Consider the following 25,355-nt stretch of genomic DNA (forward strand, 5'->3'; position numbering starts at 1 on the left):
CGCCGCTTAGCCTATAACCCTGCGTAATTTGATCAGAGCCCGCAAGAAACAGACGGGCCAAAGGGGAACCGTCGAGGATACTCATGACAGACACTAAACACGAAGCGGATGTGGCATTCATCAAGGCTCTGGCCGAGTTGCTGCGCGAAAACGATCTGACCGAGTTGCAGGTCAAACGCGAATATGGCGAAGAAGACAGTCTGAACGTGCGCGTCAGCCGTATGACACAGACCGTGGCCGCTCCGGTTCAGATGGCTGTTCCTGCAGCAGCGCCCGCCCCCGTAGCGGCACCGGCTGCGGCCCCCGCGGCGGCCCCTGCTGCCGCCGAAGATCCGGCCAGCCATCCCGGCGCTGTCACCTCGCCTATGGTGGGCACGGTCTATATGCAGCCGGAACCCGGAGCGCCCGCTTTCATTTCCGTCGGCGCGACAGTGTCCGAAGGCGACACGCTGCTGATCGTCGAAGCGATGAAGACCATGAACCACATCCACGCCCCCAAATCAGGCACCATCAAGCGCGTGCTGGTGGGCGATGGCGACGCTGTTGAGTTCGGCACCCCTCTGGTCATCATCGAGTAAGGCGGGCCCATGTTCGACAAGATCCTGATAGCCAACCGAGGCGAGATCGCCCTGCGCGTCATCCGCGCCGCACGCGAGATGGGGATAAAGACGGTTGCCGTCCACTCCACCGCCGACAGCGACGCGATGCATGTGCGCATGGCGGACGAATCGGTGTGCATCGGCCCCCCGCCCAGCCCGCAAAGCTATCTGTCGGTGCCCGCCATCATCTCGGCCTGTGAGATTACCGGCGCGCAGGCGATCCATCCCGGCTATGGCTTTTTGTCCGAAAACGCCGAGTTCGTGCAGATCGTCGAAGATCATGGCATCACGTTCATCGGTCCCACCGCGGAACATATCCGCGTCATGGGCGACAAGATCACCGCCAAGGACACAATGAAGGCGCTGGGTGTGCCTTGTGTTCCCGGCTCGGACGGTGGCGTTCCCACGCTGGCCGACGCCAAACGCATCGGTGAGGAATTCGGCTATCCCGTCATCATCAAAGCCACCGCTGGCGGCGGTGGGCGCGGCATGAAAGTCGCGATGAACGCGGACGAGATGGAAAGCGCCTTTATGACCGCACGCGCCGAAGGCAAGGCCGCCTTTGGCAATGACGAGGTCTATATCGAGAAATACCTGACCACGCCGCGCCATATCGAGATTCAGGTCTTTGGCGACGGCAAGGGCAATGCGGTGCATCTGGGCGAGCGCGATTGTTCGTTGCAGCGCCGTCACCAGAAGGTCTTTGAAGAGGCCCCCGGCCCCTGCATCACCGCCGAAGAGCGTGCCCGGATCGGCAAGATCTGCGCCGACGCGGTGGCCAAGATCAACTATATCGGCGCGGGCACCATCGAGTTCCTGTATGAAAAGGGCGAGTTCTATTTCATCGAGATGAACACCCGCCTGCAGGTGGAACACCCGGTGACCGAGGGCATCTTTGACGTCGATCTGGTGCGCGAACAAATTCTTGTTGCCGCAGGTGAGCCGATGTCATTCGGTCAGGACGATCTGAAGATCAACGGTCACGCCATCGAGGTCCGGATCAACGCAGAGAAGCTGCCGAAGTTTTCGCCCTGCCCGGGCAAGATCACGGCCTATCACGCGCCGGGCGGTCTGGGCGTGCGGATGGATTCGGCGCTTTATGACGGCTATTCGATCCCGCCTTATTACGACTCGCTGATTGCCAAGCTGATCGTGCACGGCCGCGACCGCAACGAAGCGCTGGCGCGCCTGAAGCGGGCTTTGGGAGAGCTGATCGTAGACGGCATCGACACCACCGTGCCCCTGTTCCACGCCCTGTTGCAGGAGCCCGATCTGCACAGCGGCGCGTACAACATCCACTGGCTGGAGCGCTGGCTTGCGGAGAACATGGAAAAATAAGGGCCATGTGCCAGAGGGCCCGCGCCCTCTGGTCGCCCTATCACCGGCATGAGCCTGACCCCCGAACTGCTGTTGCACGGGTATTCCATCGGTATTTTCCCGATGGCCGAACACCGCGACGATCCTGAACTGTTCTGGGTTGACCCCAAGTTTCGCGGGATATTTCCGCTGGACGGGTTCCACATCTCGCGCAGTCTGGCCCGCCGCATCCGGAACTGCGGGTTCGGGATTTCAATCAACCGGGATTTTTCCGGCGTCGTCGACGGGTGCGCTGACCGGTCCGACACCTGGATCAACGCGGAACTGCACGCCCTTTATCGCCAGCTGCATCAATCAGGCTATGCGCATTCACTGGAAGTCTGGGACGGAGCGGCGCTGGTGGGCGGCGTATATGGCGTGACGCTGGGGGCCGCGTTCTTTGGCGAAAGCATGTTTTCGCGTCGCACGGATGCCTCGAAAATCGCGCTCGCCTATCTTGTGGACCGGCTGCGGCAAACCGGCTTTCACCTGTTTGACACGCAGTTCCTGACCGCGCATCTGGCGTCCCTTGGGGCGATCGAAATCCCGCGTGGTGCTTACAAGAAAGAACTGGAAGAAGCCCTGAACCAGAGCGCCGACTTTGCCGCGCCGATCACTCAGTCCGCAGAAGGTGTGATACAGCGGATGACCCAAACGTCATACCGCGCGTGATCCAGCGCATTCAGCGCCGGAGAGGTCGCGATCATCCAGCCGTCAAACAGCTGATCCGCCTTGCCCGTTTCCCAAATGGTCAGATAGGCGAAGGCATCGCCTGTCGGGTTGTCCACCGGATACCGGCAATCCCCCAGCGCCACATCCAGCCCGAACACAGGTTCGGTCTGACCTGTCTGCAATTCGATATCAACCGTCTGGCCACTAACCTTGTCGAGCCCCCGCAGCATGGCGCCGGGGCCAGAGTTGACTTTCTGCTGCGCGGCGGCGCCGGTTCCAGCCAGCAACAGGGCAATCAGGCCGGCGCGCATCATTCGCCGCCATCTCCGGCCACGAACTTGACCAGCAGCGAGATCAGGCTGACCGCACCCTGGGTATCCTGAATCTCATCTCCGGGTTCAAAAAAGAAGGGCGAACCGCCGGGCATGACTTCGACAAAGTTTCCACCCAGCAGCCCTTCGGACGAGATCACGATGGCGCTGTCATCGGGCACAAGAACGCCTTCCGCAACAGAGAAAGTCGTGTCAGCACGATAGGTGTCCGGGTTCAGCTTGACCCCGGTAACAGTGCCGATTTTCACACCGGCAAGACGGACATCGGTGCCGACGCCCACCCCTTCCAGCGACCGGAACGAGGCGCCCAACTCATAGCCCGCAGCACCTTGCGACAGGCCGGTCGATTGGCTGGCATAGACGCCAAACGCGATGGCACCGGCCAATACGACGCCTCCGACAAGAACTTCGGTCCAGTTATGGGTCGACATCTTCGCCTCGTTTATTCCGGGCTCCAGGCCTCGTAATCCCTGCGCTCAACCGGCTTGGCCCGACGCAGCGACCCGGCAGGCGCATAGGCCAGTGCCGTACCTGTCAGGTTCTCCTGATGCGGTTTTTCCCAGGCTTTGTGCGGCAGCGGCTTGTCGGTCGGGGGTTCATCCCAGGTGCGATGCATCCAGCCGTGCCATTCCGGGTCAATCCGGCTGGCTTCGGCCTCGCCATTGAAAATCACCCAGCGCCTGCTGTCGTCGGCGGTGCGATAAAACACATTGCCTTCATTGTCTTCGCCCACTTTCACACCCTTGCGCGCCGTATAAAGCTGCGTGTTCAGTGTTGACCCGTTCCACCAGGTCACGGCTCGTAAAAGACTGTTCAGGATTCCCATCGGCTGCCTCCGGCATTTCGGTCGAGAGAAGGTATGGACCAAAGGCTCGCCAAGGTCCAGTGCCCCTTGGGCTTCCAGTGTTACTCCGGCAGGAAGGCGGTCACTTCGATCTCGATCCGGTACTTCGGATCAATCAAACCGCATTCGATCATCGTCACGGCCGGTGGATTGGCGCCAAACGTCTCGGCCAGAACCGGCCAGCACGGCGCGAACTCATTGCGATCCGGCAACATGTAGGTGACCCGAACCACATCTTCGAAACCCGCGCCTGCCTCAGCCAGCGCCTTACCTATGACATCCAGCGCAGACCGGCATTGCGCCACCACGTCGTCGCCCTGCCCGACGGTCCCGGCGACATGAACCCAGCCACCCGCAACCACCGCGCGGCAATAGCCGACTTTCGCCTCAAACTCACCGCCCGAAGAAATGCGTTTCACAGTCATAACCTGTCACCTTTGTCGTTCGAAAACTTGCTTAAGCTCCCGCCGCCTGACCGCGCATGCCTTCGCGTGCGAGCGACGGATCCCCAGCTTCATCTGGCTATAAATATCCCGGGGGAGATGCCCGAAGGGCGGCGGGGGCAGAGCCCCCTGAACCGGTTCAACTGAAGTCCCACCGTCGCGGCAAAAAGCCCGGCCTCAACCCGCCGAGGCCGATTCCTTGGCCGCATCGGCATAGATGAACAGCGGCTGCGCGTCGGACATCACCGCCTCTTCGTTCACCACAACCTCGCTGACATTTTTCATGCCCGGCAGTTCGAACATGGTGTCCAGCAGGATATCCTCGAGAATAGATCGCAGGCCGCGTGCACCGGTCTTGCGCTCGATGGCCTTCTTGGCAATTGCCTTCAGCGCGTCATCGGTGAAGCCCAACTCAACATCTTCCAGCTCAAACAGGCGCTGGTATTGCTTGACCAAGGCGTTCTTTGGCTTGGTCAGGATGGTGACCAGCGCTTCTTCGTCCAGATCCTCAAGCGTTGCCAGAACCGGCAGACGGCCCACGAATTCGGGGATCAGGCCGAATTTCAGCAAATCTTCGGGTTCCAGATCCTTGAAGATCTCACCCACGCCGCGCTCGTCATTGTCACGCACATCGGCACCAAAGCCCATGGCCGAGCCCTTGCCGCGTTGTGCAATGATCCTGTCCAGACCCGCAAAAGCACCGCCACAGATGAACAGGATATTCGTGGTGTCCACCTGCAGGAACTCCTGCTGCGGGTGTTTGCGGCCGCCCTGCGGCGGAACGCTGGCCACGGTGCCTTCCATCAGTTTCAGCAGAGCCTGCTGCACGCCCTCACCGGACACGTCGCGCGTGATCGACGGATTCTCGGATTTGCGGGTGATCTTGTCGACTTCGTCGATATAGACGATGCCGCGCTGCGCGCGTTCGACATTGTATTCGCTGGCCTGCAACAGCTTGAGAATGATGTTTTCAACATCCTCGCCCACGTAACCGGCTTCGGTCAGCGTGGTGGCATCGGCCATGGTAAAGGGAACATCCAGTATCCGGGCCAGTGTCTGCGCAAGCAGCGTCTTGCCACAGCCGGTGGGGCCGATCAGCAGAATATTGGATTTCGCCAGTTCGATATCATTGCCCGCCTTCTGGGCGTGGTTCAGACGTTTGTAGTGGTTGTGGACCGCAACCGACAGGACGCGTTTTGCGGTGGACTGGCCGATCACGTAATCGTCCAGCACCTCACAGATATCCTTGGGCGTCGGAACGCCGTCCGAAGACTTCAGCCCGCTGGCTTTGGTCTCTTCGCGGATGATGTCCATGCAAAGTTCGACACATTCATCACAGATGAAAACGGTCGGGCCTGCGATCAGCTTGCGCACCTCATGCTGGCTTTTGCCGCAGAAGCTGCAGTAGAGCGTGTTTTTCCCGTCACCGCCTGAATTCGTCGCCATGATCTACCTTTCGGGCCTCATCCCAGCACCCCCGGCGGGGATGCGTTTTCGCCTGTTCGTGCAGCTTAGGCCAGCGTTTTGGCCGCTACAATCTCAAAATGGTTCCTGCGCCGGTAACGCAGGCTCCGGAACTCAGACCTCATCCGCGTCCGTTTTTGCGCGGTTTTCCACGATCTCGTCGATGTGGCCCCATTCCTTGGCCTCTTCCGGGCTCATGAAATTGTCACGGTCCAGCGCTTTTTCAACTGCTTTTTTCGTCTGCCCGGTATGACGTACATAGATATCATAAAGGCGATCCTTGAGTTTTTGCGTCTCGGCCGCGTGGATCATGATATCACTGGCCTGGCCCTGATATCCGCCGCTGGGCTGGTGCACCATGATCCGGCTGTTGGGCAGCGAAAAGCGCATCCCTTTCTCGCCACCGGCCAGCAGAACCGATCCCATCGAGGCCGCCTGACCGATCACCAATGTGGAACATTTCGGCTTGATATACTGCATTGTATCGTAAATCGACAAACCGCTGGTCACCACGCCACCGGGCGAGTTGATGTAGATCGAGATTTCCTTGTTGGGGTTTTCCGCCTCAAGGTGCAGCAGCTGCGCCACAATCAGATGGCTCATGCCATCGTGAATCGGGCCGTTGATGAAGATGATCCGCTCTTTCAGCAGGCGGGAGAAAATATCATACGCGCGCTCGCCCCGGCTGGTCTGTTCAACGACCATGGGGACAAGCGTATTCATGTAGGTATCTACGGGATCGAACATTCGTAACCTGCCTGTTTTGCTGTGGATCGGGACATTATCCCAACAAGTGTTACCTGAGTCTTAGTGTTGGCTCCGGGGGGCTGCAAGGGGGTGTCGGTGAGAACGCGGAATGAATGTGGATCGCCGTCAATAAGATTGTCACACCTGCCGCTGTCCCGCAGCAGTACCCTATCCATGATTGCGCCCGCTAAAGGGGCTGCGGGGAAAACGGCTGCGGGTTCCCCTTTTTTAATCACGGTTTTTTGATTCATACATATAGCAATAATTGATCGAAACATGTACTGAAGTGGCTCGCAGGCGACGAACTTTACGTTACGGAAACTACGCCCGGTCAACGGGTTCACAAGGAACACTTTCGATGGCACTTCCACAGCTGTCTCAGGACATGTCGCAACACGACCTGGATCGTATGGTCGATAATGCGACACGCGCGTCCAACTTCCTCAAGGCAATCAGTCACGAAGGCCGGCTGATGATCCTGTGCCACCTGGTATCCGGTGAGAAGTCGGTTACCGAGCTGGAGGAGCTGTTGTCCGCCAGACAAGCCGCTGTTTCGCAACAGCTTTCCCGCCTGCGTCTGGAGGGGCTTGTGATACCGCGCAGAGAGGGCAAAACCATCTTCTACCGGTTGGCCGATGACCGCCCGCGCCGGATGCTTGAGGTGGTGTACGAGCTGTTCTGCGGTGAGGACAAAGGCTAGCTCTGGCTTGGTGTCGAGAAAGGTGCTACCGAATCCGTATCGAGCACTGAGGAGACACACATGATCCGCGTAATTCTGATTGGCCTGAGCCTGTTTGCACTGACCGCCTGCGAAACCGCCAAAGGCGCGGGCAAAGATATCGAAAAGGCCGGGGATGCAATCCAGAACGCAGCTTCGGACGTGCAGGAAAGCCTGTAATACACGCTTATCTTGCGGGCGGGCCGAACATTAACGCAATATATGGTTGAAGAGTGCGCCCATACGCAGTAGTCTAGCCCTACAGGTGCATAGACGCGGCATTGCATATCTGACACAAAATCGGGGCTCTTTCGCGCACGCAGGAGAGCCCCGTTCCCATTCGGCAGGGGTGAGTGGTAGCCTGTATGAAACCGAATTTCGGCAAAGGAAAAGGCGTCAGGTGCGCAGACGCGGTCTTTGCATGTACCCTTTCGGATACGCCCTGACGCCTTACCGGGTCGACGTACCCCGAGGAGCACTCCGATCCAGTCGCCCCAGCCCCCTGAGAGGCTGTAGCCGCCGCTTTGTCCCCTAAGGTTCATCGCGACATGCATTGGCCGTCTGAGAAGATGGCCACCCGACCTGGGTCTGAGACCCATATCTGGCTGATCACCCACCGGTAAGCCTTTGCAGTTAAACGCAAATCCTAAGATCCGCCTTCCTCTGCCCAGACCCCCTTGGCCTTTGCGTCCCGCCCCGGTTCCGAAGACCCTGTGCGGTGAGATGACTGTTGCACCACGCCCTGCATCGGACAAGAAAATAGCACTGCAGCATGAAAATTAGACGGGGATAAGATGTTGATATCCGGCGGGAGAATTTTGTGGATAACCTGAGAAATGCCCATCCCGCGAAGGGTTGAGGGCGGAAAAATCCGGACATAACCCTCATCCCCGAAATCCGGGCGATGCTGCGGGTGCAAAACGCTCCGCGCGGCCCGTTAGGCCAAAATTGTGCGATTTGTACAACGCTCGGACCCCCAATCTTACGAATCGTACAGACGGAGATTCGCCGATGCGCTGCACCATTTCCTATGCCCGCGCCCATCTGGGGCCGCTGATCACCCGCGCCCAGGACCCGCGCGAGGTGATCATCCTGACCCGACACGGCAAGCCGCTGGCCGCGCTGGTCTCGATGACCGAGGCCAACCGGATCTGGCAGTTGCAGGATGATGAGGAGATCGGATGGAAACACCCGCTGTCGGGGCTGCGCGGGATGTGGTCGAAGGGGCGCAACATCCCCGGTATGGAACCGGGACCGGACGGCCGCTATGTCACCGCGCGCGAGGCCGCGCTGAAGGTCCGCGAGATCCAGATGACCCGCGCCGAGGAACGCCGCATTCTGGCGCGGGGCGGTCTGGATCCTGTCGCAGGCGGTGAACTGGCCGCCCGGCCTGCCTCCGCACGATGGAGACGCTGGTTCCGTTTCTGAGAAGCGTTCCGGCCCGGCGGTGGTACCAACACCCCCTCCGCCGCAATCCGTGAGCAACCGCGGCTCATACCCCTTAACAACCCGACCGGGCCGGAAACGCTTCGGTTCACCTGACGGGCCGGAACGGGGTCGAAAACAGTCCCGGTGCGCAGGCTACGGAATTCTCTGATCTGATGATCGGCACCCTTCTTTGGGGTGCAGGCCGTGCTGGCCTGTTATTGAGATTGGATGCGCGCGCGGCGGTTGCAACCTGCGTGAAGGAAACTTCATCAAGGGTTTATGCGCGGGAAAGGTGGACAAGAAGAAATCCCCATCCTGCCCGGTATTGCGCATTGCGTTTTTCCTTCCAACACCGCCCGCCACAACTTAAACAGGGATTTCAGGCAACTGCCCTCATCCGGGGCGCCCGATCCAACATGAAAAGCCCTAAACACAAGATGCGATTTCCAAAGCGACAACATCGAGAGTTCAAGAGCATTGTGCGCAGGTTCCGCAACGAGTTTTCGCTGTTCGTGCTGGAACAAAGCCGCGGACAGGTGCTGTGCGGGCCGATGAAGGGGTTTCGCTTTGTCGAAAACGCATTCTGGGGCGGGCATTCGGATACGGCCACTAAAATCTTTGGCCTGTATGAGCAGCAGAACCTGAAGGTGCTGAGCAACTCGGACAAGCCGGTGCTGGTGGATATCGGGGCGGCGGACGGCTTTTGGGGCGTCGGGCTGGTGGCCGCCGGGCAGTTTGAAAAAAGCGTGTGCTTTGAGGTTTCAGCAAAAGGCCGGGATGTGATCCGGGAAACGGCGGAACATAACGGCGTGGGCGACCGCGTGACGGTGTTTGGGGATGCGCTGACGGACACGGTTGAAAATATCGCAAGCGTGGCCCCCGACCCGGCGGACATCTTCTTTCTGATCGATATCGAGGGCGTTGAATTCCGCCTGTTGACCGAAGATTTTCTGACGCATTTCCGCAGATCGGAATTCCTGATCGAACTGCACCCCCAGATGGTCGAGGATGGCGATGCGAAACTGAAAGCGATCGAAGCGTTCTGCGCCGGGTATTTTGATGTCGCCTATGTGGACGGAAGCGTGCGCGACACGTCCGAGATGGATGAAATCATCCGGTTGGGGGATGATTTCAAATGGCCGATCCTGTCCGAGGGACGCGGTTTTCCGATGCAGTGGTTGCATCTGGTGCCGCGCGGGTGAGGTGTGGGTCCGACGGTTGACCCGCAGACTTGAGGGCCCCAAACGGCCAGAACCCTAACGGCGCAAGCGCAGGTACAACCGCCCAACCAGCCCCACCCCGTAGGGCGGGCTTCAGCCCGCCACCGGACACAGCCTGTCCATGCGTGTTTGTTTGGGGTCGGGAAATTGGGGAGTGGTGGATTGGCGCGTCAGTTCTACTTTTTCACCTTACTTAGGCAGCACAGCACGACCTTTACATTATCACTTTATTATTATAATCCCTTCACAATAGGCAGCTGAACCCATAATATACAGGCGAAGATGACAACTTGGAGGGTTGAAAAGTATGTACTGCCTAACGGCAAATGCCCGTTTGACGAATGGGCAGCGTCAAACAAATTGACTGACAGCGACCGAGCCGCGCTGGACGCGAAAATCGAAGCAATCGAAGCTATTCAAGACGCACTACCACCTGAATGGGTCAAAAAATACAAAACCTCATCAGTTCGCGAATTGAAAGTCAGAGGCCAGAAAAAGCAACTCAGACCTCTCTGCGTTATAGAACGAGAAAAACGAATAATTCTTCTAGTTGGCGCTATAGAAAAAGGCGGGCAGATACCTAAGGGAGACATAAAAAGTGCAGAACAGCGAAAGAAGGATTTTGAGGACGGCTATGGATCAACAAAAGACTATTGGCCGGATGAAGGTGATCTGGAAACGCCTTAGATCCAAAGCCTACAGAGACGCATACGTCGAAAACACAATTGGCAATCGGCTCGCAGCACAAATCAACGCGTTGCGCAATCAAAAAGGTTGGACGCAGTCTCAACTAGCGGAAGCCGCAGACATGAAGCAAGCGCGAATATCGGTCTTGGAGAACTCGTGCACAAACGTATCAATAAGCTCATTGCGGCGTATCGCGTCAGCATTGGACGTGGCGGTAAGCATCAAGCTAGTCAGCTTTAGCGAGCTGGTAGAAGAAGTGCGCACGGAACGTCTGGATAAAAAAGTTTCTTCATTCCCTGATGACAACCTGAAACTCGACCAAAAGATTCAGATTAGCACTGCGACCCCCGTACAACGTACTAAGATGTTTTACCTTGATTCGGGTCGTCCCAAGACTAAGCCAAACCAGTCAACAATCTCCGCAACAATGTCTTCAACCGAGGCAAAACAAATATATGTCCACTGAAAACCAAAACCCCGACTTTCGCTTTCATCCGACTGACGGAGTCGGATTCAACTTAAACGACAACAGCTGTAAGATGGTGTTCTCGTTAGAAGGAACCGATGGCCAACAACACCCTCAAGTTGGCGTATTCATGACGCATCGAACACTAAAACTACTAGCGGTTACGATCTCGAAAGCCCTTGAAAGATACGAAAAAACCGTCGGCCCTATACCAATCGACCCATCCAAGGTTGAAGAAATCGAAATGGCGTTAAACGATTCTGAGAATGGTAACTAAGCTGTAATTTCTAAAGGCATCAAACGAGAAAAAATGGACAGCCTTAGCTGTCCATTTTTAGTGCGGAAATAAACGCCTCCTGCGGGATATCCACCTTTCCGAACTGGCGCATCTTCTTTTTCCCCGCCTTCTGCTTGTCCAGCAGTTTGCGTTTCCGGGTGGCGTCGCCGCCGTAGCATTTGGCGGTCACGTCCTTGCGCAGGGCGGACAGGGTCTCGCGGGCGATGACCTTGCCGCCGATGGCGGCCTGGATCGGGATTTTGAACATGTGGCGCGGGATCAGGTCCTTGAGCTTTTCGCACATCGCGCGGCCCCGCATCTCGGCCCGGTCGCGGTGAACCATGGTCGACAGCGCATCGACCGGTTCGTCATTCACAAGGATCGACATCTTGACCAGCGCGTCCTGACGGTAGCCGGTCATCTGGTAGTCGAAGCTGGCATAGCCCTTGGTCACCGATTTCAGGCGGTCGTAGAAGTCAAAGACGACCTCGTTCAGGGGCAGGTCGTAGACGACCATGGCGCGCTGGCCCGCATAGGTCAGGTCTATCTGGATGCCGCGGCGGTCCTGGCAGAGTTTCAGCACGTCGCCGAGATATTCGTCGGGCACCAGAATGGTCGCCTTGATGCGCGGTTCCTCAAGATGGTCGACCTTGGACAGGTCGGGCATGTCGGCGGGGTTGTGCAGCTCGATCATCACGCCGTCTTTCATGTAGACGTGATAGATCACGCTGGGCGCGGTGGTGATGAGGTCGATATCGTATTCACGCTCGATCCGGTCGCGGATGACCTCGAGGTGCAACAGGCCAAGGAAGCCGCAGCGGAAGCCAAAGCCAAGCGCGGCCGAGGTTTCCATCTCATACGAGAATGAGGCGTCGTTCAGCGCGAGCTTCTCGATCGCGTCGCGCAGGTCTTCGAATTCGGATGAATCCACCGGGAAGAGGCCACAGAACACCACCGGCTGTGCGGGTTTGAAGCCCGGCAGGGCGACTTCGGCGCCACCCCGGTCATTGGTGATGGTGTCGCCCACACGGGTGTCGCGGACCTGCTTGATCGAGGCGGTGAGAAACCCGATCTCACCCGGGCCGAGGCTGTCGATCATCTGCATTTCCGGGCGGAAGACACCGACGCGGTCGACATGGTGCAGAGTGCCGTTCGACATGAACTTGACCCGCATCCCCTTTTTCAGCGTGCCGTCCATGATCCGGACCAGAACGATGACGCCCAGATAGGCGTCGTACCACGAATCCACCAGCATCGCCTTGAGCGGCGCGTCCAGATTGCCCTGCGGCGCGGGCAGTTTGTGCACGATCGCTTCCAGCGTCTCGTGGATGCCCTGCCCGGTCTTGGCGCTGACCCGGATGGCGTCGCTTGCGTCGATGCCGATCACATCCTCGATCTGTTCGGCCACGCGGTCACAATCGGACGCGGGCAGGTCGATCTTGTTCAGGACCGGCACGATCTCATGATCGGCGTCGATGGCCTGATAGACGTTGGCCAGCGTCTGCGCCTCGACCCCCTGGGTGCTGTCAACGACCAGCAGCGAGCCTTCGACCGCGCGCATCGACCGGCTGACCTCATAGGCGAAATCCACGTGGCCGGGGGTGTCGATCAGGTTCAGCACATATGTCTCGCCATTATCGGCGGTATAGTCGATGCGAACCGTGTTGGCCTTGATGGTGATGCCACGCTCGCGCTCGATATCCATGCTGTCGAGCAGCTGTTCCTTCATGTCACGATCCTGCACTGTCCCGGTCTCCTGGATGAGCCGGTCAGCAAGGGTGGATTTGCCATGGTCGATATGCGCGACGATGGAGAAATTGCGGATATGAGCGAGGTCTGTCATGGGTTGGGGATATGTAGAGGAATCGTGGGTTGGTCAAGGCATCATGTTAGCCGCAGCCTAGCAAGTTATTCGTATAAAATGGGGGTCCGATGATTGCATTTGACGATCTAGTTTTTCAGCAAGCAAGAACGGTCGCAAGTAGAGAGAGCTTGCGCGCTTTAGGTCTATCCAGAACACCGGTTCGATCGAGTGTTGTCAGCGAAAAAGAATTCGATGAGTGGTTGCTTGTTGTTCTACGTGCACTGGTCAATTGCGTAGCTGGAGATGAAGACTCAAGTTTCTTCGCTTTGGAGCATGTGAGGTGGCAAAAAAAGCCAGTAAGAACACATCGAGCACAGGGCCTTTGGCCGACATGGATTCCTTAGCCCGATTTTCAGAAGAAGTGTTACTTGGTATCTGCGCCCCGGGTTTCAGCATTATTTCCGATCAAGATGATGCGGTGGCTGCACTTGCAGACGGGATTTCATTAATCTTAACCGGTTCTTCTGGTTGGGAATCTCTCCGCTATAGCAACAACGAACTTATCCATTTTGTGCCGGAAGCTGACCTCGACTTCAATGTGCCGCTTTGGGCCAACAATGACGCTACAGCAGAAGAGCCTGATCAATGGGTACTCTCCAATCAGCCCGAATATCTACCGCTATTAAGCTACTGGAGTTACGACGAACCAGAATGGGCATTTTGGCAAACTTGGTATCGAGGATTTGTGGATGGCTCGCCAGTTGATTTGGAACTCCAGCGGAGAGTAGCTCAGATTCACGATACAATTTGGAAAGACGGACCTAAAGCGGTTTCAGACGAAATCGAAAAAATTCGGGCGCGATGGGAAGTCGAGAAAGCCTTATCGGACATCAAAGGCAGCCTGACGGTTCGAACCTCAGCACGCCACGGTATCGGAGGGAACAACCCTCCTGAGAGCATCGAAGATGAACGTTTGTCCGGCGCTATAACCTTGATCTGGGAAGCTGCCGAAGAACTCTCGACGGCTTTGGAAGAGGAATGCCCTGCTCGTGAGTGGATTGAAGCAATTCTGGGCAAACTCAAAGCTGGATTGGCAGGATTCCTAAAATGGTGTGCAGGCAAAGGCGATCTTACGGTAGATACTTTGATCAAGTGGGGTATTCCTGCGACAGGAGCAGGGTATGCTGCAAATTATCCAGAGAAAATTGAAGCGTTGATCAAAGCCATCGAAGACTGGCTGCCGTTCCTGTCCTGACCGGTGCCGGGCTGAAGCCCGGCCTACGGGGGTGGTGGGGATGTATCGTTTCCGGACCGTGTAATCACTTTTTCGCAACGTATGATTGATCCGCGCGCCCGTTTGATTCATACTCCGCCGCAGACCGAGAGGGGCGTCAGACCCGTCCGGGCAGGCAAAAACGAGGCTCGAGTATGAAACAGTTCCTCATTATCGCATTTTGTGCGGCATCGCTGACGGCGGTGGCTCAGGTCGCGGATGCGGCGCAGATCAGGCAGGCGTGCATGGCGTCGGACCGCTCGGCCGCGACGCGGGACCGGTGCAGCTGCATTCAGCGCGTGGCGGATCAGGCGTTGACGCGCAGCGATCAGAAGACCGTGGCGAAATGGTTCAAGGACCCCCATCAGGCGCAGGTGCTGAAGATGTCGAAATCCGCGCGCGATGATGCGCTGTGGGACCGGTACCAGAACTTTGGCCAGATGGCGCAGGCGATCTGCAGCTAACCCGTTCAGAATGCTTGACCTGATCCACGCTGCGCCCCAGAAAGGCGCAGCGAAAGGTGTATTGTATGGTAATGAAAGGGCTGACTCTGCGGGGCCTTGAAGTGTTCGAGGCTTTGGCGCGGACGGGATCGGTGGCGCAGGCCGCCGAGATCACGGGACTCAGCCAGCCATCCGTTTCGCAGCAATTGCGCAATCTGGAAAACGCGCTGGGGACCGAATTGGTCGATCACGGGCGGCGGCCGATGCGGCTGACGCAGGCCGGGCGCAGTTTCCTTGCACGGGCCGAGGCGGTTCTGGCCGAGCTGCACATGGCCCAGAGCGAGCTGTCGGTCATGGATCTGGGGCATCTGACCACGCTGTCGATCGGGCTGATCGACGATTTCGACAATGACCTGACGCCCCGGCTGGCCACCCTGCTGGCCGACAGCCTGACGCGGTCGAAATTCAAGCTGATCACCCTGTCGAGCCTTGATCTGTTCGAGGCGCTGGCCGAGCAGCGCCTGCACATGGCGGTCACCGCCCATAGCGGCGAAGTGCTGGAGGGGGTGGTCGAATACCCGCTGGTCCATGATCCGTTCATTCTGGTGGCGCCGCAGGGATCGGGCGGGGTCGAGGCCGTGCAGGAGCGGCTGCCGTTTCTGCGCTATGCCCGCGAGCAGCTGATCAGCCGCCAGATCGAGGCGCATCTGGCGCGCCGGTCGCAGGTGTTCGAGGAACGGTTCGAGATCGGCTCGCACATGGCGCTGATGGCCATGGTGGCGCGGGGTCTGGGCTGGGCAATCACCACGCCGCTGGGCTTTATGCGCGCGGCGCGGTTCCATGAGGGGCTGGAGGCGCACCCTGCCCCGTTCGGGGAATTCTCGCGCAACATATCGCTGCTGGCGCGCACCGAGTGGTCCGATCAGGTCCCGCAGGAGGTTGCGGGCATGACCCGGCGTCTGATGCAGAACCAGATCGTGGACCCGGCGGTTGCCAAGCTGCCCTGGCTGAGCGGCCAGTTGCGGGTGACCGGCGGCTAGGTGTCCAGATGGGCGGCAAGCCCGTCAACCGCCGCTTCGATCAGGTCCAGCGCGCCGTCGAAATCCCGCGTGTAATACGGATCGGGTACGTGATCGGCACCGGTCTGAGGGGCGAAATCCGTTAGCAGGCGAACCGGCGTGCCGTTGCCCGACGGGCGCAGGTCTTCGATATCGGCGATGTTTTGGGCATCCATACCGATGATCAGGTCGAACCGGTCGAAATCAGCAACGGTGAACTGGCGCGCGCGCAGGTCGCCGAGGTCAATGCCTCTGCAGTTTGCAGCCTTCTGCATTGGGCCATAGGGCGGATTGCCCGCGTGCCAGCCCATGGTTCCGGCACTGTCGGTTGCATGATGCGGTGCGCGGGCGCGAAAGACGCCCTCGGCCGCGGGAGAGCGGCAGATATTGCCCAGGCAGACAAAGAGGATACGGTGTGTCATGGCCAAGGTGTAACGCGCGGAGGGGATATGGGAAAGATCGTCATTCTGACCGGGGCCGGGATTTCTGCTGAAAGCGGGCTGAGCACCTTCCGCGACGAAGGCGGGCTGTGGGCACAGCACCGGATTGAGGATGTGGCCACACCCGAGGGCTTTGTCCGCGATCCCGCCTTGGTGCAGGGGTTTTACAATGCACGCCGCGTTCAGGCCGCCGCCGTGCAGCCCAACGCGGCCCACATGGCGCTGGCCCGGTTGCAGCAGGGCTGGCACGCAGAGGTCGTGATCGTAACCCAGAACGTAGACAGCCTGCATGAAGCAGGCGGTGCGACGGGTGTCATCCACATGCATGGCACATTGGCGGGTGCCCTGTGTTCCGGGTGCGATCATCGCTGGCCCGCCCCGCCCGAGATGGCCGTCGCCGAGCCGTGCCCCGCCTGCGGCCAGCCCACCGCCCGGCCCGATGTGGTCTGGTTCGGCGAGATGCCTTATTACATGGACGACATCTACGACCACCTTGCCAGCGCGTCGATCTTTGCCGCCATCGGCACCTCGGGTCAGGTCTATCCGGCGGCGGCCTTTGTTCACGAGGCGCAGGCGGCGGGTGCGCGGACGGTCGAGATCAATCTGGAGCCGACGCCCGGGCCGTCGGGCTTTGACGAGCGCATTGTCGGCAGGGCATCCGAAACGGTTCCGCGATGGGTCGGGCAGCTTCTTGCGGGAAATTCTTAAGCTACAGACAACGCTGGCTTAATTTGTGTACACTATCTGCAATAGCGACTGGAGGATGTGCCATGACTGATCAAGACCCCCGCACCGGTGAAATCCTGGATGACAGCAGCATGGCCGGGCGTGACATGCTGGGGGAACAGCTGTCCAGCCTGTGGTGGACTTTTCTGCTGCGCGGGGTGCTGGCCGGGCTTGTGGGCATCGCGGCCCTGTTCTGGCCATCGGGCAGCATCGCGCTGCTGCTGCGGCTGGTCGGTGTGTTGCTGATCCTCGACGGTGGGCTGACGCTTTTGGGTGTTGGCCGTCGCGGGGTGCTGGGAGGTGCTGCGATCGGCGCGCTTCTGATCGGGCTTGTCCTGCTGATCTGGCCGGAAGGCACGGTGAAACTGGCGTTTTTCCTGTTGGGCGCATGGGCGCTGATCATCGGGATCGGATCCTTGGCGGCTGCCGGGCAGATGCATCCAAGTGACCCGCAACGCGGTTCCATGCGCGTTTCGGGATTTGTCGCGCTTGTCGTCGGGCTTGTCCTGATGATCTGGCCTGCGGTGGCGCTGGTTGCGCTGGGCTGGGGTATCGCATTCTCGGCGCTGGCCATGGCCGCTGTCATGTTCTGGCTGGCCTCGCGATTCCATCAGGCGGGCGACCGTGTCGGCCTGAAAACCATCAACAAATAACGCCATCCGCGGCCGCATGGAAAACAGGCCGGGCAAAGCCCGGCCTGACGCATGGATGAGGGCTGCCGCGCGGCCCGAAGACAGGCGTTGCCTTAGTTCGAATGTGATCCGTGGCCGCCTTTGTCCTGACGCTCCAGATCCACGGGAATCTCGATCTCAACCTCGCCTGCCTTTTCAAAGATCAGCGTGACCTGCACCTTGGCGTCCTGTTCGAACGGGGCCGTCAGCCCCATGAACATCACATGGTCGCCGCCGCGTTTCAGCATGTGGGTTTCACCGGCTGGAATGGCAAATCCTTCTTCGACATGCACCATCTTGGCCACGCCGTTTTCATCGACCTGGTGCGTGTGCAATTCAACACGCGCTGCCGCGTCCGAGGTTACACCGATCAGCCGGTCATCCGCGTCACCCTGATTATGGATCATCATGAACGCAGCACCGGCGATGGCGGTCTTGCCCGAGGACCGGGCATAGGCGTCGTCAACCGTGATGGTGCCTTCGGCAAAGGCGGGGATGGCCAGCGACACGGAGGCCAGGGTTGCGAGCAGAGTGGTTTTGAGGGACATCGTGCCTCTCCTGTATAAAGGTTTGAAAAGGGTGGGTTTCAAACGCTGACAGGAGGCGCGCGGGCCGGGGTTGCGGGAACCGGAAGGGCGATCTGGTTGCCCAGATGCCGCAGCGGTGCTGGTTGCGCCTGTTCCGGCGCGGCTGGCAGTGCCTGTTCGGCAACCGCAACGGCCCCCAGCAAGGATATTGCGTAGTCCGGGCAGTAATGCGGCGGGGCGGTCGGTTGCCCGTTTTCGTCCATATAGACGACAACCGGGCCGGTGCCCGTACACAGCACCATCTGACCCACCGCCTTGTCCATACCGCGCGACATGGCCAGCCCCTGCCCGGTCAGAACCAGCAGAAGGGTTAGCACATAAGGCAGAAATCTGGTAACAGAAGGTCTCATTCTGACCCAGCTATAGGTCAGCAACGGGAAAAGCTTCAAGCGCCAAAGGGTCGCGCTTGAAGCTGTTTTTCAATAATCCAGTCCGGGTCTTTTCACCCTGTCTGTGGTGAAGCTGGTATGGGACCGGTTCACCCAGCGCTGCATCCGTGTGCAGGTTGTAATCGCCTTGCGGAATACCGCGGCCAGAAACAGGAAAAGATAAAAACTTTTTAACGTCATAATTTGGCCCCCGCCTGATGGATGACAGTGACGTTAGGTCAGATTCGGAAACCTGTATGTGAAGAAGTTCACCAATGGCGAAAAATTAGTTCCATATTGAAAACAATGGAGGCCGAAAGGGACTGGCCCAACAGAAAAGGCCCCGCACCGATATGGTGCAGGGCCTGAAAAACTGTTAAGTGAAAGACCTTAGGCCGAAGCTTGCGCCTTGGCGATTTCTTTCTTCACTTTCAGAGCATTTGCCGACAGCTCATCGTCCTTGGCTTTGGCCAGGAACGCGTCCAGACCACCGCGGTGGTCAACCGAACGCAGCGCAGCCGCCGAGATGCGCAGCTTGACGCCACGGCCCAGAGTTTCGGACTGCAGGGTAACGTCGTTCAGGTTCGGCAGAAAACGACGACGAGTTCTGTTTTTGGCGTGGCTGACATTGTTGCCAGTCATCGGGCCTTTTCCGGTCAGTTCGCAACGGCGCGACATGGTTTCTTCCTTTGTTTCTGGAGGCCGGGCTAGGTACCCGCGGCCAAATCACAAGGGGCGCAACCCGAAGTCGCGCCCGAAAACTGGTTGGATGCGTGTAGTGGGAATCGCGCGGAGGGTCAAGACGGGCCGCGCGAAATCTTTCATTTTGCCTGCCATGCAGGAATGGCCCGGACGGGCCATGCCGTTGGCGAGAGTATTTGGCAAAAGGTGAAGCGGCCATGACGGCCCTTCAGCCGAGCGTGTCCAGAAGTTGTCCGGCAGCAACCGCCGGGCTGAGTCGTCCCTGCGAGACTTCGTCATTCAGGCGCTCCATCTCGGCGCGGGCCTGCGGTGTATCGAGACGGGCGAGAAGGGCGTGGCGGACCTCCTGATCGAACCAGTAGCGGGCCTGGGCAGCGCGGTTTGCCTCCCAGATACCGGTGTCGCGGCGCCATTGGGTCAGGGTTTGCATTTCGTCCCAGGCCTGTTCCAGCCCGTGTTCTTCGACGGCGGAAACGGTCATTGCCTTGGGGAAGCCTTCGGGGTCCTGCGGGCGTTTGCGCAGCAGCCGCAGTGCGCCGGCATAATCCGCGCAGGTGCGGGTGGCGGTGGCTTTCAGGTCGCCATCGGCCTTGTTGACCAGAATGATGTCCGCCATTTCCATGATGCCGCGCTTGACGCCCTGCAACTCGTCCCCACCCGCCGGGGCCAGCAGCAGCAGGAACAGGTCTGACAGTTCGGACACCACAGTTTCCGACTGTCCCACGCCCACGGTTTCGATCAACACCACGTCATAGCCTGCGGCCTCGCACAGGGCGATGGCCTCGCGGGTGCGGCGGGCGACGCCGCCAAGGTGGCTCTGGCTGGGAGAGGGCCGGATGAAGGCGTTGTGCTCGCGGCTCAGGCGTTCCATCCGGGTCTTGTCGCCCAGGATCGAGCCGCCCGAGCGGGCCGAGCTGGGATCGACCGCCAGAACCGCAACGCGCAGCCCCTGCCCTGTCAGCATCATGCCAAAGCTTTCGATGAAGGTGGACTTGCCCACGCCGGGTGTGCCAGACAGACCGATGCGCAGCGCCTGACGCCCCGAACCGGCAAGCTGTGCCAGAAGGTCGCTGGCCTGTGCCCGGTGATCGGCGCGATTGCTTTCAACAAGGGTGATCGCACGCGCCAGCGCCCGGCGCTCGCCCTTCAGAATTCTGTCGCTCAGGCTGTCTGTCTGCATTCTTGTCCCGTTCCTAGAGGCAGGAACAGTTGCCGTGCTTGGGGGGCGTTTGTCCAGACCGGAGGCGGCAGGAAGTGCGAAGATCGCGCAGCCTGCGTCATTTCGTGCGGGGCGATTTGCTGATGTGCGCGCGGAAACTGGACGCCACCTGCGGGATCGCGGATAAGGGCCGGATGACCCTACGCCTGCCTATAGACGATGCCATACCCGGCCTGCTGGACGCCCTGCGGACGCAGGGGCGGGCCGTGCTGCAAGCACCGCCCGGTGCGGGCAAGACCACGCGGGTTCCGCTGGCGATGCTGGAGGCGGGTCTGTGCGGCGGCAGGATCGTGATGCTGGAGCCGCGGCGGCTGGCGGCACGGGCCGCGGCAGAGCGGATGGCAGAGACGCTGGGAGAGCGCGCGGGCCAGAGTGTTGGCTACCGCGTGCGGGGCGATGCGAAAGTGTCAAAAGACACAAGGATCGAGGTGGTGACCGAGGGCATTCTGACCCGAATGCTGCAATCGGACCCTGACCTGCCGGGCATCGGGGCGGTGATCTTTGATGAATTCCACGAACGTTCATTAAACGCGGATCTGGGGTTGGCCCTGTGCCTTGAGGTCACGGGCGCGCTGCGGGACGATCTGATTCTGCTGGCCATGTCGGCCACATTGGACGCGGACCCGGTGGGGCGCCTGATGGCCGCGCCGCTGGTTACGTCGGAAGGGCGGAGTTTTCCTGTCGAGATGCGCTGGCTGGACCGGCCATTGGGGCCTCAGGCACGGCGGCTGGATGCATTGGTCGATCTGGTCGTTGAGGCCGAGCGCGAGACCCGCGCCACCGGTGGCGGGATCTTGGTGTTTCTGCCCGGTGAAGGTGAAATCCGGCGGGCTGAAGCAGCCCTGACCGGACGCCTGCCCGCCAGTTGCACGGTGCGCCCGCTGTTCGGAGCCATGCCCTTTGCGGCCCAGCGCGCAGCGATTTCCCCGGTTGAGACCGGGCGCAAGGTGGTGCTGGCGACGTCGATTGCCGAAACCTCGCTGACGATCCCCGATATCCGGGTGGTGGTGGATATGGGGCAAGCGCGGCGGGCACGGTTTGATCCGGGCTCGGGCATGTCCCGACTGGTGACCGAGCGGGTGACACGGGCCGAGGCCACGCAACGCGCGGGTCGTGCGGGCCGTGTGGCAGAGGGGCTGTGTTACCGGCTGTGGTCAAAGGGGGAGGATGGCGCGCTGGCCGCGTACCCGCCTGCCGAGATTGAAGCCGCCGATCTGACCGGGCTGGCGCTGGAGCTGGCGCTGTGGGGCGCGGATGCCGCCGATCTGGCCTTTCTGACCCCGCCACCCGAAGGCGCGATGGCCGAGGCGCGCGCCCTTCTGGCGATGCTGGGCGCGCTGGACGGCAAGGGGCGGATCACCGAACACGGGCGGGCGCTGGCGGCGCTGCCGTTGCATCCCCGGCTGGGGCATATGCTGGTGCGGGCCGGACCGAGTGCCGCGCCTTTGGCCGCCTTGATGGCCGAGCGCGACCCCCTGCGCGGCGCGCCGGTGGATATCGCCTTGCGGCAAGAGGCACTGCGGGATGTGCGCACCTTTCAGCGCAACCGGGTCTGGCAGGTGAACATGGGCGCCGTGGATCGGATCAATGCCGAGGCCAAGCGGTTGAGGAAACAGGCCGGAAGCAAGACGGATGATCTGAGCGCTGCTGCCATGGCCGCCCTCGCCTATCCCGACCGTATCGGGCAGCGGCGCAAGGGCGATGCGCCGCGTTATGTGTTGTCGGGGGGCAAAGGTGTCGTGCTGGACAGCGGCGATTCGCTGGCGGCGGCGCCTTTTCTGGTTGTCACCGACACCGATGGAAACCCGCGCGAGGCAAAAGTGCGGATGGCCACCCAGATTTCGGAACGCGAGATCCGCGAACTGTTCGCGGACCAGATCCATTGGGCCGAGGTTTGCGCCTGGTCAAAACGTGAGCGGCGAGTTGTGTCACGACAGCAGGAGCGGTTTGGGGCGATCACGCTGGACGACCGCATCTGGAAGGATGTCCCGGACGCCGCCGTGGCGCGTGCGATGCTGGACGGGGTGCGCGATCTGGGATTGCGGCTGGACGGGGCCGCCGCACGGCTGGCCGCGCGGGTGGAACTGGTGCGCGCCGACGGGGTGGACCTGCCCGACTTTTCGGTCGAGGGTCTGATGGCCGAGCTGGACGACTGGCTGTTGCCGATGCTGTCCGGTGTCAAAAGCGCGGAGGACTGGAAACGGTTCGACCCGCTGCCCGCCTTGCGCGCGCGGCTGGACTGGGTCCAGACCCAGGAACTGGACCGGCGCGCGCCGGGATCGTTTGAAACACCCCTGGGGCGCAAGGTACCAATCGATTATGGCGCGGCGGTCCCCGAAATCTCGGTTCGGTTGCAGGAGCTGTTCGGAGTGACCCGGCATCCGGTGGTTGGCGGACAGCCCCTGAAGATTACGCTGCTGTCCCCGGCGCAGCGCCCGATCCAGATTACCCGCGATCTGCCGGGGTTCTGGGCCGGGTCTTATGCGGATGTGCGCAAGGATATGCGGGCGCAATACCCCAAACATCCATGGCCCGAAGACCCGACACAGGCCGACCCGACGCTGAGGGCCAAACGCAGGCAGGAATAGACCCATTGCCGCGTTGCTTCCGGCAAGCGGCTCAGGCTTTCGGGGCTGTTGCACGAAATCTCACAAATCACAGTAGATTGACCGAAGAACCGGTCATAATCAGAAATAAGCGGACATTTCATTGAAGTCTGGCATTATTGTTGTTACGTCACACAGGTTTCGAAGACAGAAACAGGATTTGAAGAACATATCATGAGTGCTTGGCTGCAAAATATCTGGGAAGAGGTCGGACGCCCCTTATTCCTGCGTCCCCAAAGGGTGCAGTTTGCGGCCCTGTGCACGCGCAAGCACGAGGATCAGGACGAGGTTCTGCTGATCACCAGCCGCGAAACCGGGCGCTGGATCATCCCGAAGGGCTGGCCTGTCAATGGTCTGGACGGGTTGGAGACGGCCCTGCTGGAGGCGTGGGAAGAGGCTGGCGTGCGTGCAGAAGCGGTCGACAAGGAGCCCATCGGCCAATTCACCTATGACAAGATCTTCAAGGGGGGATCAGCACAGTCGGTCCTGACTCGCGTCTACCGGGTTTCCGTGCGAGAACTTGCCGATGATTTTCCCGAAGTGGATAAGCGCAAACGTCAGTGGTTTTCACCGGCAGAAGCCGCCAAACGGGTGCAGGAGCTCGAGTTGCAGGCGCTGCTGCGACAGATGTAGCCGTTTCGCAACAATTTGATGGCTGCGCGCTTGCCCCTGAACCGGGAAACCGTTAGCTGCGGGCGATCTGCGAAACTTTGACCAAGCCCATGTCTGACACAAATTCAAAACCGCGCTGGCAGTCGCTTGACAGCGACCTGCAACGCATCTCGCGCGTAGAAATCGCCAATCTTCATGTCGCCCGCCCGCTGCTGGCGCCGGGAATTGCACTGGCGTTCATGGTGCTTGCCGGATTGATGGCGGCGGTGCTGTTCGGTCGGGCCGACGGCACCTATATCGTCGTGGCTGCCGCCGCGTTCGGAGCCTATATGGCGATCAACATCGGTGCCAATGACGTGGCCAACAACATGGGTCCCGCGGTGGGTGCGAACGCGCTGACCATGGGCGGTGCCATCGTGATCGCCGCCGTTGCCGAAAGCGCGGGCGCTTTGCTTGCGGGAGGCGACGTCGTCTCGACCATCTCGAAGGGGATCATCGACCCGGCCTCGGTGCAGAACACCAATGTGTTCATCTGGGCCATGATGGCGGCGCTGATCTCGTCCGCCATGTGGGTCAATCTGGCGACCTGGATCGGTGCGCCGGTGTCGACAACGCATTCGGTTGTGGGCGGGGTCATGGGCGCGGGGATTGCCGCTGCCGGTCTGAGCGCGGTGAGCTGGGGCACGATGGGCGCGATTGCGGCCAGCTGGGTGATCTCTCCGGTTCTTGGCGGCGTGATCGCGGCTGGGTTCCTGGCGCTGATCAAGACCAAGATCCAGTATCAGGACGACAAGATCGCCGCCGCGCGGCGTTGGGTGCCGATCCTTGTGGCGGTGATGGCGGCAGCGTTTGCCACCTATCTGTCGGTCAAGGGTCTGAAGCGGATCGTGAAGATCGAACTGGAGGTGGCGCTGCTGATCGGTCTGGGCAGCGGCGTGCTGGTCTGGGCGCTGACGGTTCCCTGGGTACGCCGCAAATCCGAGGGGATGGAGAACCGGACCCGGTCGCTGAAAACCCTGTTCGGCCTGCCATTGGTGATATCGGCCGCGTTTCTGAGTTTTGCCCACGGCGCCAATGATGTGGCCAACGCGGTCGGCCCTCTGGCGGCGATTGTACACGCGGCTGAGTTCGGAGATTTCGCCCAAAAGGTTTCGATCCCGTTATGGGTGATGATCATCGGCGCGTTCGGGATATCGTTCGGCCTGTTTCTGTTCGGGCCTAAGCTGATCCGGATGGTCGGCAGCCAGATCACCAAGCTGAACCCGATGCGGGCCTTTTGCGTCGCACTGTCGGCGGCGATCACTGTCATTGTGGCCAGCTGGCTGGGCCTGCCGGTCAGTTCCACGCATATCGCCGTTGGCGCAATCTTTGGCGTCGGGTTCTATCGCGAATGGCAGGCGGATCGCAGGCGGAAACAGAACAATGGGAGAAACGCGACAGCGCAGAAGCTGGCCCCGGAAGAATTCCGGCGGCGCAAGCTGGTGCGGCGGTCGCATTTCATGACGATCATTGCAGCCTGGGTCGTGACCGTGCCCGCCGCCGCCGCCATGTCGGCCATGATTTTCTGGATACTGACCGGCCTCGTCTGACGAC

The 25,355-nt window shown here is 60.1% G+C and carries 30 protein-coding genes; 17 read left to right on the plus strand and 13 right to left on the minus strand.

Annotation, left to right across the window (positions count from 1 at the left end):
• The first annotated feature begins 83 nt into the window (after positions 1-83).
• Genes accB through aat form a run of 3 tightly spaced genes read left to right on the plus strand, consistent with a single transcriptional unit; the run spans position 84 to position 2,627 of the window.
• Positions 84-578: an acetyl-CoA carboxylase biotin carboxyl carrier protein gene (accB, locus tag AC2FLU_RS04850; RefSeq protein ID WP_480473619.1), complete on the plus strand. Its 495-nt coding sequence runs from the start codon at positions 84-86 to the stop codon at positions 576-578.
• A gap of 9 nt (positions 579-587) precedes the next feature.
• Positions 588-1,937, plus strand: coding sequence for an acetyl-CoA carboxylase biotin carboxylase subunit (gene accC / locus AC2FLU_RS04855; RefSeq protein WP_480495078.1), 1,350 nt, complete (start codon positions 588-590; stop codon positions 1,935-1,937).
• Positions 1,938-1,985: 48 nt separating this feature from the next.
• Positions 1,986-2,627: a leucyl/phenylalanyl-tRNA--protein transferase gene (aat, locus tag AC2FLU_RS04860; RefSeq protein ID WP_496715355.1), complete on the plus strand. Its 642-nt coding sequence runs from the start codon at positions 1,986-1,988 to the stop codon at positions 2,625-2,627.
• Here the strand turns inward: aat and AC2FLU_RS04865 are convergent.
• The 6 genes from AC2FLU_RS04865 to AC2FLU_RS04890 all read right to left on the minus strand — a co-directional run bounded on the left by AC2FLU_RS04865 (position 2,573) and on the right by AC2FLU_RS04890 (position 6,457).
• Positions 2,573-2,941 (minus strand): DUF2155 domain-containing protein, encoded by a 369-nt coding sequence (locus AC2FLU_RS04865; RefSeq protein WP_496715356.1) that lies wholly within the window; start codon positions 2,939-2,941, stop codon positions 2,573-2,575. The two genes, aat and AC2FLU_RS04865, sit on opposite strands and share 55 nt — an antisense overlap.
• A complete protein-coding gene (gene mlaD, locus AC2FLU_RS04870) occupies positions 2,938-3,390 on the minus strand; it encodes an outer membrane lipid asymmetry maintenance protein MlaD (RefSeq protein ID WP_480488409.1) in 453 nt (150 codons plus the stop codon). Before mlaD ends, AC2FLU_RS04865 begins: the two co-directional genes overlap by 4 nt.
• A gap of 11 nt (positions 3,391-3,401) precedes the next feature.
• Positions 3,402-3,785: an NADH:ubiquinone oxidoreductase subunit NDUFA12 gene (locus tag AC2FLU_RS04875; RefSeq protein WP_496715358.1), complete on the minus strand. Its 384-nt coding sequence runs from the start codon at positions 3,783-3,785 to the stop codon at positions 3,402-3,404.
• An 80-nt stretch (positions 3,786-3,865) separates the two neighbouring features.
• A complete protein-coding gene (locus AC2FLU_RS04880) occupies positions 3,866-4,228 on the minus strand; it encodes a RidA family protein (RefSeq protein WP_496715359.1) in 363 nt (120 codons plus the stop codon).
• Between the two features lie 195 nt (positions 4,229-4,423).
• Positions 4,424-5,692 carry an ATP-dependent Clp protease ATP-binding subunit ClpX gene (gene clpX, locus AC2FLU_RS04885; protein ID WP_480473623.1) on the minus strand — a complete coding sequence of 423 codons (1,269 nt, stop codon included), beginning with the start codon at positions 5,690-5,692 and terminating at the stop codon, positions 4,424-4,426.
• Between the two features lie 132 nt (positions 5,693-5,824).
• The gene (locus AC2FLU_RS04890; protein ID WP_496811891.1) at positions 5,825-6,457 is read right to left on the minus strand and encodes an ATP-dependent Clp protease proteolytic subunit; all 633 of its coding nucleotides are present in this window, start codon (positions 6,455-6,457) and stop codon (positions 5,825-5,827) included.
• Between the two features lie 358 nt (positions 6,458-6,815).
• On the opposite strand from AC2FLU_RS04890, the gene AC2FLU_RS04895 reads away from it, so the two are divergent.
• The 6 genes from AC2FLU_RS04895 to AC2FLU_RS04920 all read left to right on the plus strand — a co-directional run bounded on the left by AC2FLU_RS04895 (position 6,816) and on the right by AC2FLU_RS04920 (position 10,976).
• On the plus strand, positions 6,816-7,157 hold the full coding sequence (locus tag AC2FLU_RS04895) for an ArsR/SmtB family transcription factor (RefSeq protein ID WP_480473625.1): 342 nt from the start codon (positions 6,816-6,818) through the stop codon (positions 7,155-7,157).
• 60 nt (positions 7,158-7,217) lie between these two features.
• A complete protein-coding gene (locus AC2FLU_RS04900; protein WP_209505735.1) occupies positions 7,218-7,355 on the plus strand; it encodes an entericidin A/B family lipoprotein in 138 nt (45 codons plus the stop codon).
• Positions 7,356-8,186: 831 nt separating this feature from the next.
• Complete coding sequence (locus tag AC2FLU_RS04905) at positions 8,187-8,603, plus strand: type II toxin-antitoxin system Phd/YefM family antitoxin (RefSeq protein ID WP_480518955.1); 417 nt, start codon at positions 8,187-8,189, stop codon at positions 8,601-8,603.
• Positions 8,604-9,082: 479 nt separating this feature from the next.
• Positions 9,083-9,805 (plus strand): hypothetical protein, encoded by a 723-nt coding sequence (locus tag AC2FLU_RS04910; RefSeq protein ID WP_496811892.1) that lies wholly within the window; start codon positions 9,083-9,085, stop codon positions 9,803-9,805.
• Between the two features lie 300 nt (positions 9,806-10,105).
• On the plus strand, positions 10,106-10,510 hold the full coding sequence (locus AC2FLU_RS04915; RefSeq protein WP_496811893.1) for a type II toxin-antitoxin system RelE/ParE family toxin: 405 nt from the start codon (positions 10,106-10,108) through the stop codon (positions 10,508-10,510).
• Complete coding sequence (locus AC2FLU_RS04920; RefSeq protein ID WP_496811894.1) at positions 10,458-10,976, plus strand: helix-turn-helix domain-containing protein; 519 nt, start codon at positions 10,458-10,460, stop codon at positions 10,974-10,976. The genes AC2FLU_RS04915 and AC2FLU_RS04920 overlap by 53 nt, the downstream gene beginning before the upstream one ends.
• Before the next feature lie 320 nt (positions 10,977-11,296).
• On the opposite strand, the gene lepA is transcribed toward AC2FLU_RS04920, so the two are convergent.
• Positions 11,297-13,096: a translation elongation factor 4 gene (gene lepA, locus AC2FLU_RS04925; protein WP_496811895.1), complete on the minus strand. Its 1,800-nt coding sequence runs from the start codon at positions 13,094-13,096 to the stop codon at positions 11,297-11,299.
• Positions 13,097-13,397: 301 nt separating this feature from the next.
• On the opposite strand from lepA, the gene AC2FLU_RS04930 reads away from it, so the two are divergent.
• The 3 genes from AC2FLU_RS04930 (at position 13,398) to AC2FLU_RS04940 (ending at position 15,813) form a co-directional block, all read left to right on the plus strand.
• Positions 13,398-14,312, plus strand: coding sequence for a hypothetical protein (locus AC2FLU_RS04930; protein WP_496715365.1), 915 nt, complete (start codon positions 13,398-13,400; stop codon positions 14,310-14,312).
• 173 nt (positions 14,313-14,485) lie between these two features.
• Positions 14,486-14,794: a hypothetical protein gene (locus tag AC2FLU_RS04935; protein WP_480473632.1), complete on the plus strand. Its 309-nt coding sequence runs from the start codon at positions 14,486-14,488 to the stop codon at positions 14,792-14,794.
• A gap of 65 nt (positions 14,795-14,859) precedes the next feature.
• The gene (locus AC2FLU_RS04940) at positions 14,860-15,813 is read left to right on the plus strand and encodes a LysR family transcriptional regulator (protein WP_480473633.1); all 954 of its coding nucleotides are present in this window, start codon (positions 14,860-14,862) and stop codon (positions 15,811-15,813) included.
• Here the strand turns inward: AC2FLU_RS04940 and AC2FLU_RS04945 are convergent.
• Positions 15,810-16,253, minus strand: a complete 444-nt coding sequence (locus tag AC2FLU_RS04945) for a low molecular weight protein-tyrosine-phosphatase (protein ID WP_496809012.1) — start codon at positions 16,251-16,253, stop codon at positions 15,810-15,812. The genes AC2FLU_RS04940 and AC2FLU_RS04945 overlap by 4 nt on opposite strands.
• Positions 16,254-16,280: 27 nt before the next feature.
• Here AC2FLU_RS04945 and AC2FLU_RS04950 point away from each other — a divergent pair, with 27 nt between their 5' ends.
• Both AC2FLU_RS04950 and AC2FLU_RS04955 read left to right on the plus strand, forming a co-directional pair.
• Positions 16,281-16,979, plus strand: a complete 699-nt coding sequence (locus AC2FLU_RS04950) for an NAD-dependent deacylase (RefSeq protein WP_496809011.1) — start codon at positions 16,281-16,283, stop codon at positions 16,977-16,979.
• Between the two features lie 62 nt (positions 16,980-17,041).
• Positions 17,042-17,650, plus strand: a complete 609-nt coding sequence (locus AC2FLU_RS04955; protein ID WP_480495095.1) for an HdeD family acid-resistance protein — start codon at positions 17,042-17,044, stop codon at positions 17,648-17,650.
• Positions 17,651-17,742: 92 nt separating this feature from the next.
• On the opposite strand, the gene AC2FLU_RS04960 is transcribed toward AC2FLU_RS04955, so the two are convergent.
• From AC2FLU_RS04960 to meaB, 5 genes are all read right to left on the minus strand, one after another.
• Positions 17,743-18,216, minus strand: a complete 474-nt coding sequence (locus AC2FLU_RS04960; RefSeq protein ID WP_496809010.1) for a copper chaperone PCu(A)C — start codon at positions 18,214-18,216, stop codon at positions 17,743-17,745.
• A 38-nt stretch (positions 18,217-18,254) separates the two neighbouring features.
• Positions 18,255-18,605, minus strand: a complete 351-nt coding sequence (locus AC2FLU_RS04965; RefSeq protein WP_480495098.1) for a hypothetical protein — start codon at positions 18,603-18,605, stop codon at positions 18,255-18,257.
• Positions 18,606-18,674: 69 nt separating this feature from the next.
• Positions 18,675-18,824, minus strand: a complete 150-nt coding sequence (locus AC2FLU_RS04970; RefSeq protein ID WP_480555992.1) for a hypothetical protein — start codon at positions 18,822-18,824, stop codon at positions 18,675-18,677.
• 189 nt (positions 18,825-19,013) lie between these two features.
• Entirely contained in the window at positions 19,014-19,301 is a 288-nt protein-coding gene (rpmB, locus tag AC2FLU_RS04975; RefSeq protein ID WP_008756960.1) for a 50S ribosomal protein L28, read from the minus strand.
• A gap of 232 nt (positions 19,302-19,533) precedes the next feature.
• Positions 19,534-20,505: a methylmalonyl Co-A mutase-associated GTPase MeaB gene (meaB, locus tag AC2FLU_RS04980; protein WP_480473639.1), complete on the minus strand. Its 972-nt coding sequence runs from the start codon at positions 20,503-20,505 to the stop codon at positions 19,534-19,536.
• Positions 20,506-20,678: 173 nt separating this feature from the next.
• On the opposite strand from meaB, the gene hrpB reads away from it, so the two are divergent.
• The 3 genes from hrpB (at position 20,679) to AC2FLU_RS04995 (ending at position 25,351) form a co-directional block, all read left to right on the plus strand.
• On the plus strand, positions 20,679-23,132 hold the full coding sequence (gene hrpB / locus AC2FLU_RS04985; RefSeq protein ID WP_496809083.1) for an ATP-dependent helicase HrpB: 2,454 nt from the start codon (positions 20,679-20,681) through the stop codon (positions 23,130-23,132).
• 192 nt (positions 23,133-23,324) lie between these two features.
• A complete protein-coding gene (locus AC2FLU_RS04990) occupies positions 23,325-23,783 on the plus strand; it encodes an NUDIX hydrolase (protein WP_496715372.1) in 459 nt (152 codons plus the stop codon).
• An 89-nt stretch (positions 23,784-23,872) separates the two neighbouring features.
• A complete protein-coding gene (locus AC2FLU_RS04995; RefSeq protein WP_496811896.1) occupies positions 23,873-25,351 on the plus strand; it encodes an inorganic phosphate transporter in 1,479 nt (492 codons plus the stop codon).
• Positions 25,352-25,355: the final 4 nt, after the last annotated feature.

This window comes from Ruegeria sp. SAZD013 (assembly GCF_059612525.1).

Bases quoted from the DNA above. Each gene is read 5' to 3' on its own strand.
- mlaD (WP_480488409.1), bottom strand. From the start codon at position 3,390: ATGTCGACCCATAACTGGACCGAAGTTCTTGTCGGAGGCGTCGTATTG.
- accB (WP_480473619.1), top strand. From the start codon at position 84: ATGACAGACACTAAACACGAAGCGGATGTGGCATTCATCAAGGCTCTG.
- AC2FLU_RS04945 (WP_496809012.1), bottom strand. From the start codon at position 16,253: ATGACACACCGTATCCTCTTTGTCTGCCTGGGCAATATCTGCCGCTCT.
- AC2FLU_RS04920 (WP_496811894.1), top strand. From the start codon at position 10,458: ATGGATCAACAAAAGACTATTGGCCGGATGAAGGTGATCTGGAAACGC.
- rpmB (WP_008756960.1), bottom strand. From the start codon at position 19,301: ATGTCGCGCCGTTGCGAACTGACCGGAAAAGGCCCGATGACTGGCAAC.
- lepA (WP_496811895.1), bottom strand. From the start codon at position 13,096: ATGACAGACCTCGCTCATATCCGCAATTTCTCCATCGTCGCGCATATC.
- clpX (WP_480473623.1), bottom strand. From the start codon at position 5,692: ATGGCGACGAATTCAGGCGGTGACGGGAAAAACACGCTCTACTGCAGC.
- aat (WP_496715355.1), top strand. From the start codon at position 1,986: ATGAGCCTGACCCCCGAACTGCTGTTGCACGGGTATTCCATCGGTATT.
- AC2FLU_RS04955 (WP_480495095.1), top strand. From the start codon at position 17,042: ATGACTGATCAAGACCCCCGCACCGGTGAAATCCTGGATGACAGCAGC.
- AC2FLU_RS04875 (WP_496715358.1), bottom strand. From the start codon at position 3,785: ATGGGAATCCTGAACAGTCTTTTACGAGCCGTGACCTGGTGGAACGGG.
- AC2FLU_RS04880 (WP_496715359.1), bottom strand. From the start codon at position 4,228: ATGACTGTGAAACGCATTTCTTCGGGCGGTGAGTTTGAGGCGAAAGTC.
- AC2FLU_RS04990 (WP_496715372.1), top strand. From the start codon at position 23,325: ATGAGTGCTTGGCTGCAAAATATCTGGGAAGAGGTCGGACGCCCCTTA.
- AC2FLU_RS04970 (WP_480555992.1), bottom strand. From the start codon at position 18,824: ATGACGTTAAAAAGTTTTTATCTTTTCCTGTTTCTGGCCGCGGTATTC.
- AC2FLU_RS04915 (WP_496811893.1), top strand. From the start codon at position 10,106: ATGACAACTTGGAGGGTTGAAAAGTATGTACTGCCTAACGGCAAATGC.
- accC (WP_480495078.1), top strand. From the start codon at position 588: ATGTTCGACAAGATCCTGATAGCCAACCGAGGCGAGATCGCCCTGCGC.
- AC2FLU_RS04935 (WP_480473632.1), top strand. From the start codon at position 14,486: ATGAAACAGTTCCTCATTATCGCATTTTGTGCGGCATCGCTGACGGCG.
- AC2FLU_RS04950 (WP_496809011.1), top strand. From the start codon at position 16,281: ATGGGAAAGATCGTCATTCTGACCGGGGCCGGGATTTCTGCTGAAAGC.
- AC2FLU_RS04995 (WP_496811896.1), top strand. From the start codon at position 23,873: ATGTCTGACACAAATTCAAAACCGCGCTGGCAGTCGCTTGACAGCGAC.
- meaB (WP_480473639.1), bottom strand. From the start codon at position 20,505: ATGCAGACAGACAGCCTGAGCGACAGAATTCTGAAGGGCGAGCGCCGG.
- AC2FLU_RS04940 (WP_480473633.1), top strand. From the start codon at position 14,860: ATGGTAATGAAAGGGCTGACTCTGCGGGGCCTTGAAGTGTTCGAGGCT.
- hrpB (WP_496809083.1), top strand. From the start codon at position 20,679: ATGACCCTACGCCTGCCTATAGACGATGCCATACCCGGCCTGCTGGAC.
- AC2FLU_RS04900 (WP_209505735.1), top strand. From the start codon at position 7,218: ATGATCCGCGTAATTCTGATTGGCCTGAGCCTGTTTGCACTGACCGCC.
- AC2FLU_RS04865 (WP_496715356.1), bottom strand. From the start codon at position 2,941: ATGATGCGCGCCGGCCTGATTGCCCTGTTGCTGGCTGGAACCGGCGCC.
- AC2FLU_RS04960 (WP_496809010.1), bottom strand. From the start codon at position 18,216: ATGTCCCTCAAAACCACTCTGCTCGCAACCCTGGCCTCCGTGTCGCTG.
- AC2FLU_RS04905 (WP_480518955.1), top strand. From the start codon at position 8,187: ATGCGCTGCACCATTTCCTATGCCCGCGCCCATCTGGGGCCGCTGATC.
- AC2FLU_RS04895 (WP_480473625.1), top strand. From the start codon at position 6,816: ATGGCACTTCCACAGCTGTCTCAGGACATGTCGCAACACGACCTGGAT.
- AC2FLU_RS04890 (WP_496811891.1), bottom strand. From the start codon at position 6,457: ATGTTCGATCCCGTAGATACCTACATGAATACGCTTGTCCCCATGGTC.
- AC2FLU_RS04965 (WP_480495098.1), bottom strand. From the start codon at position 18,605: ATGAGACCTTCTGTTACCAGATTTCTGCCTTATGTGCTAACCCTTCTG.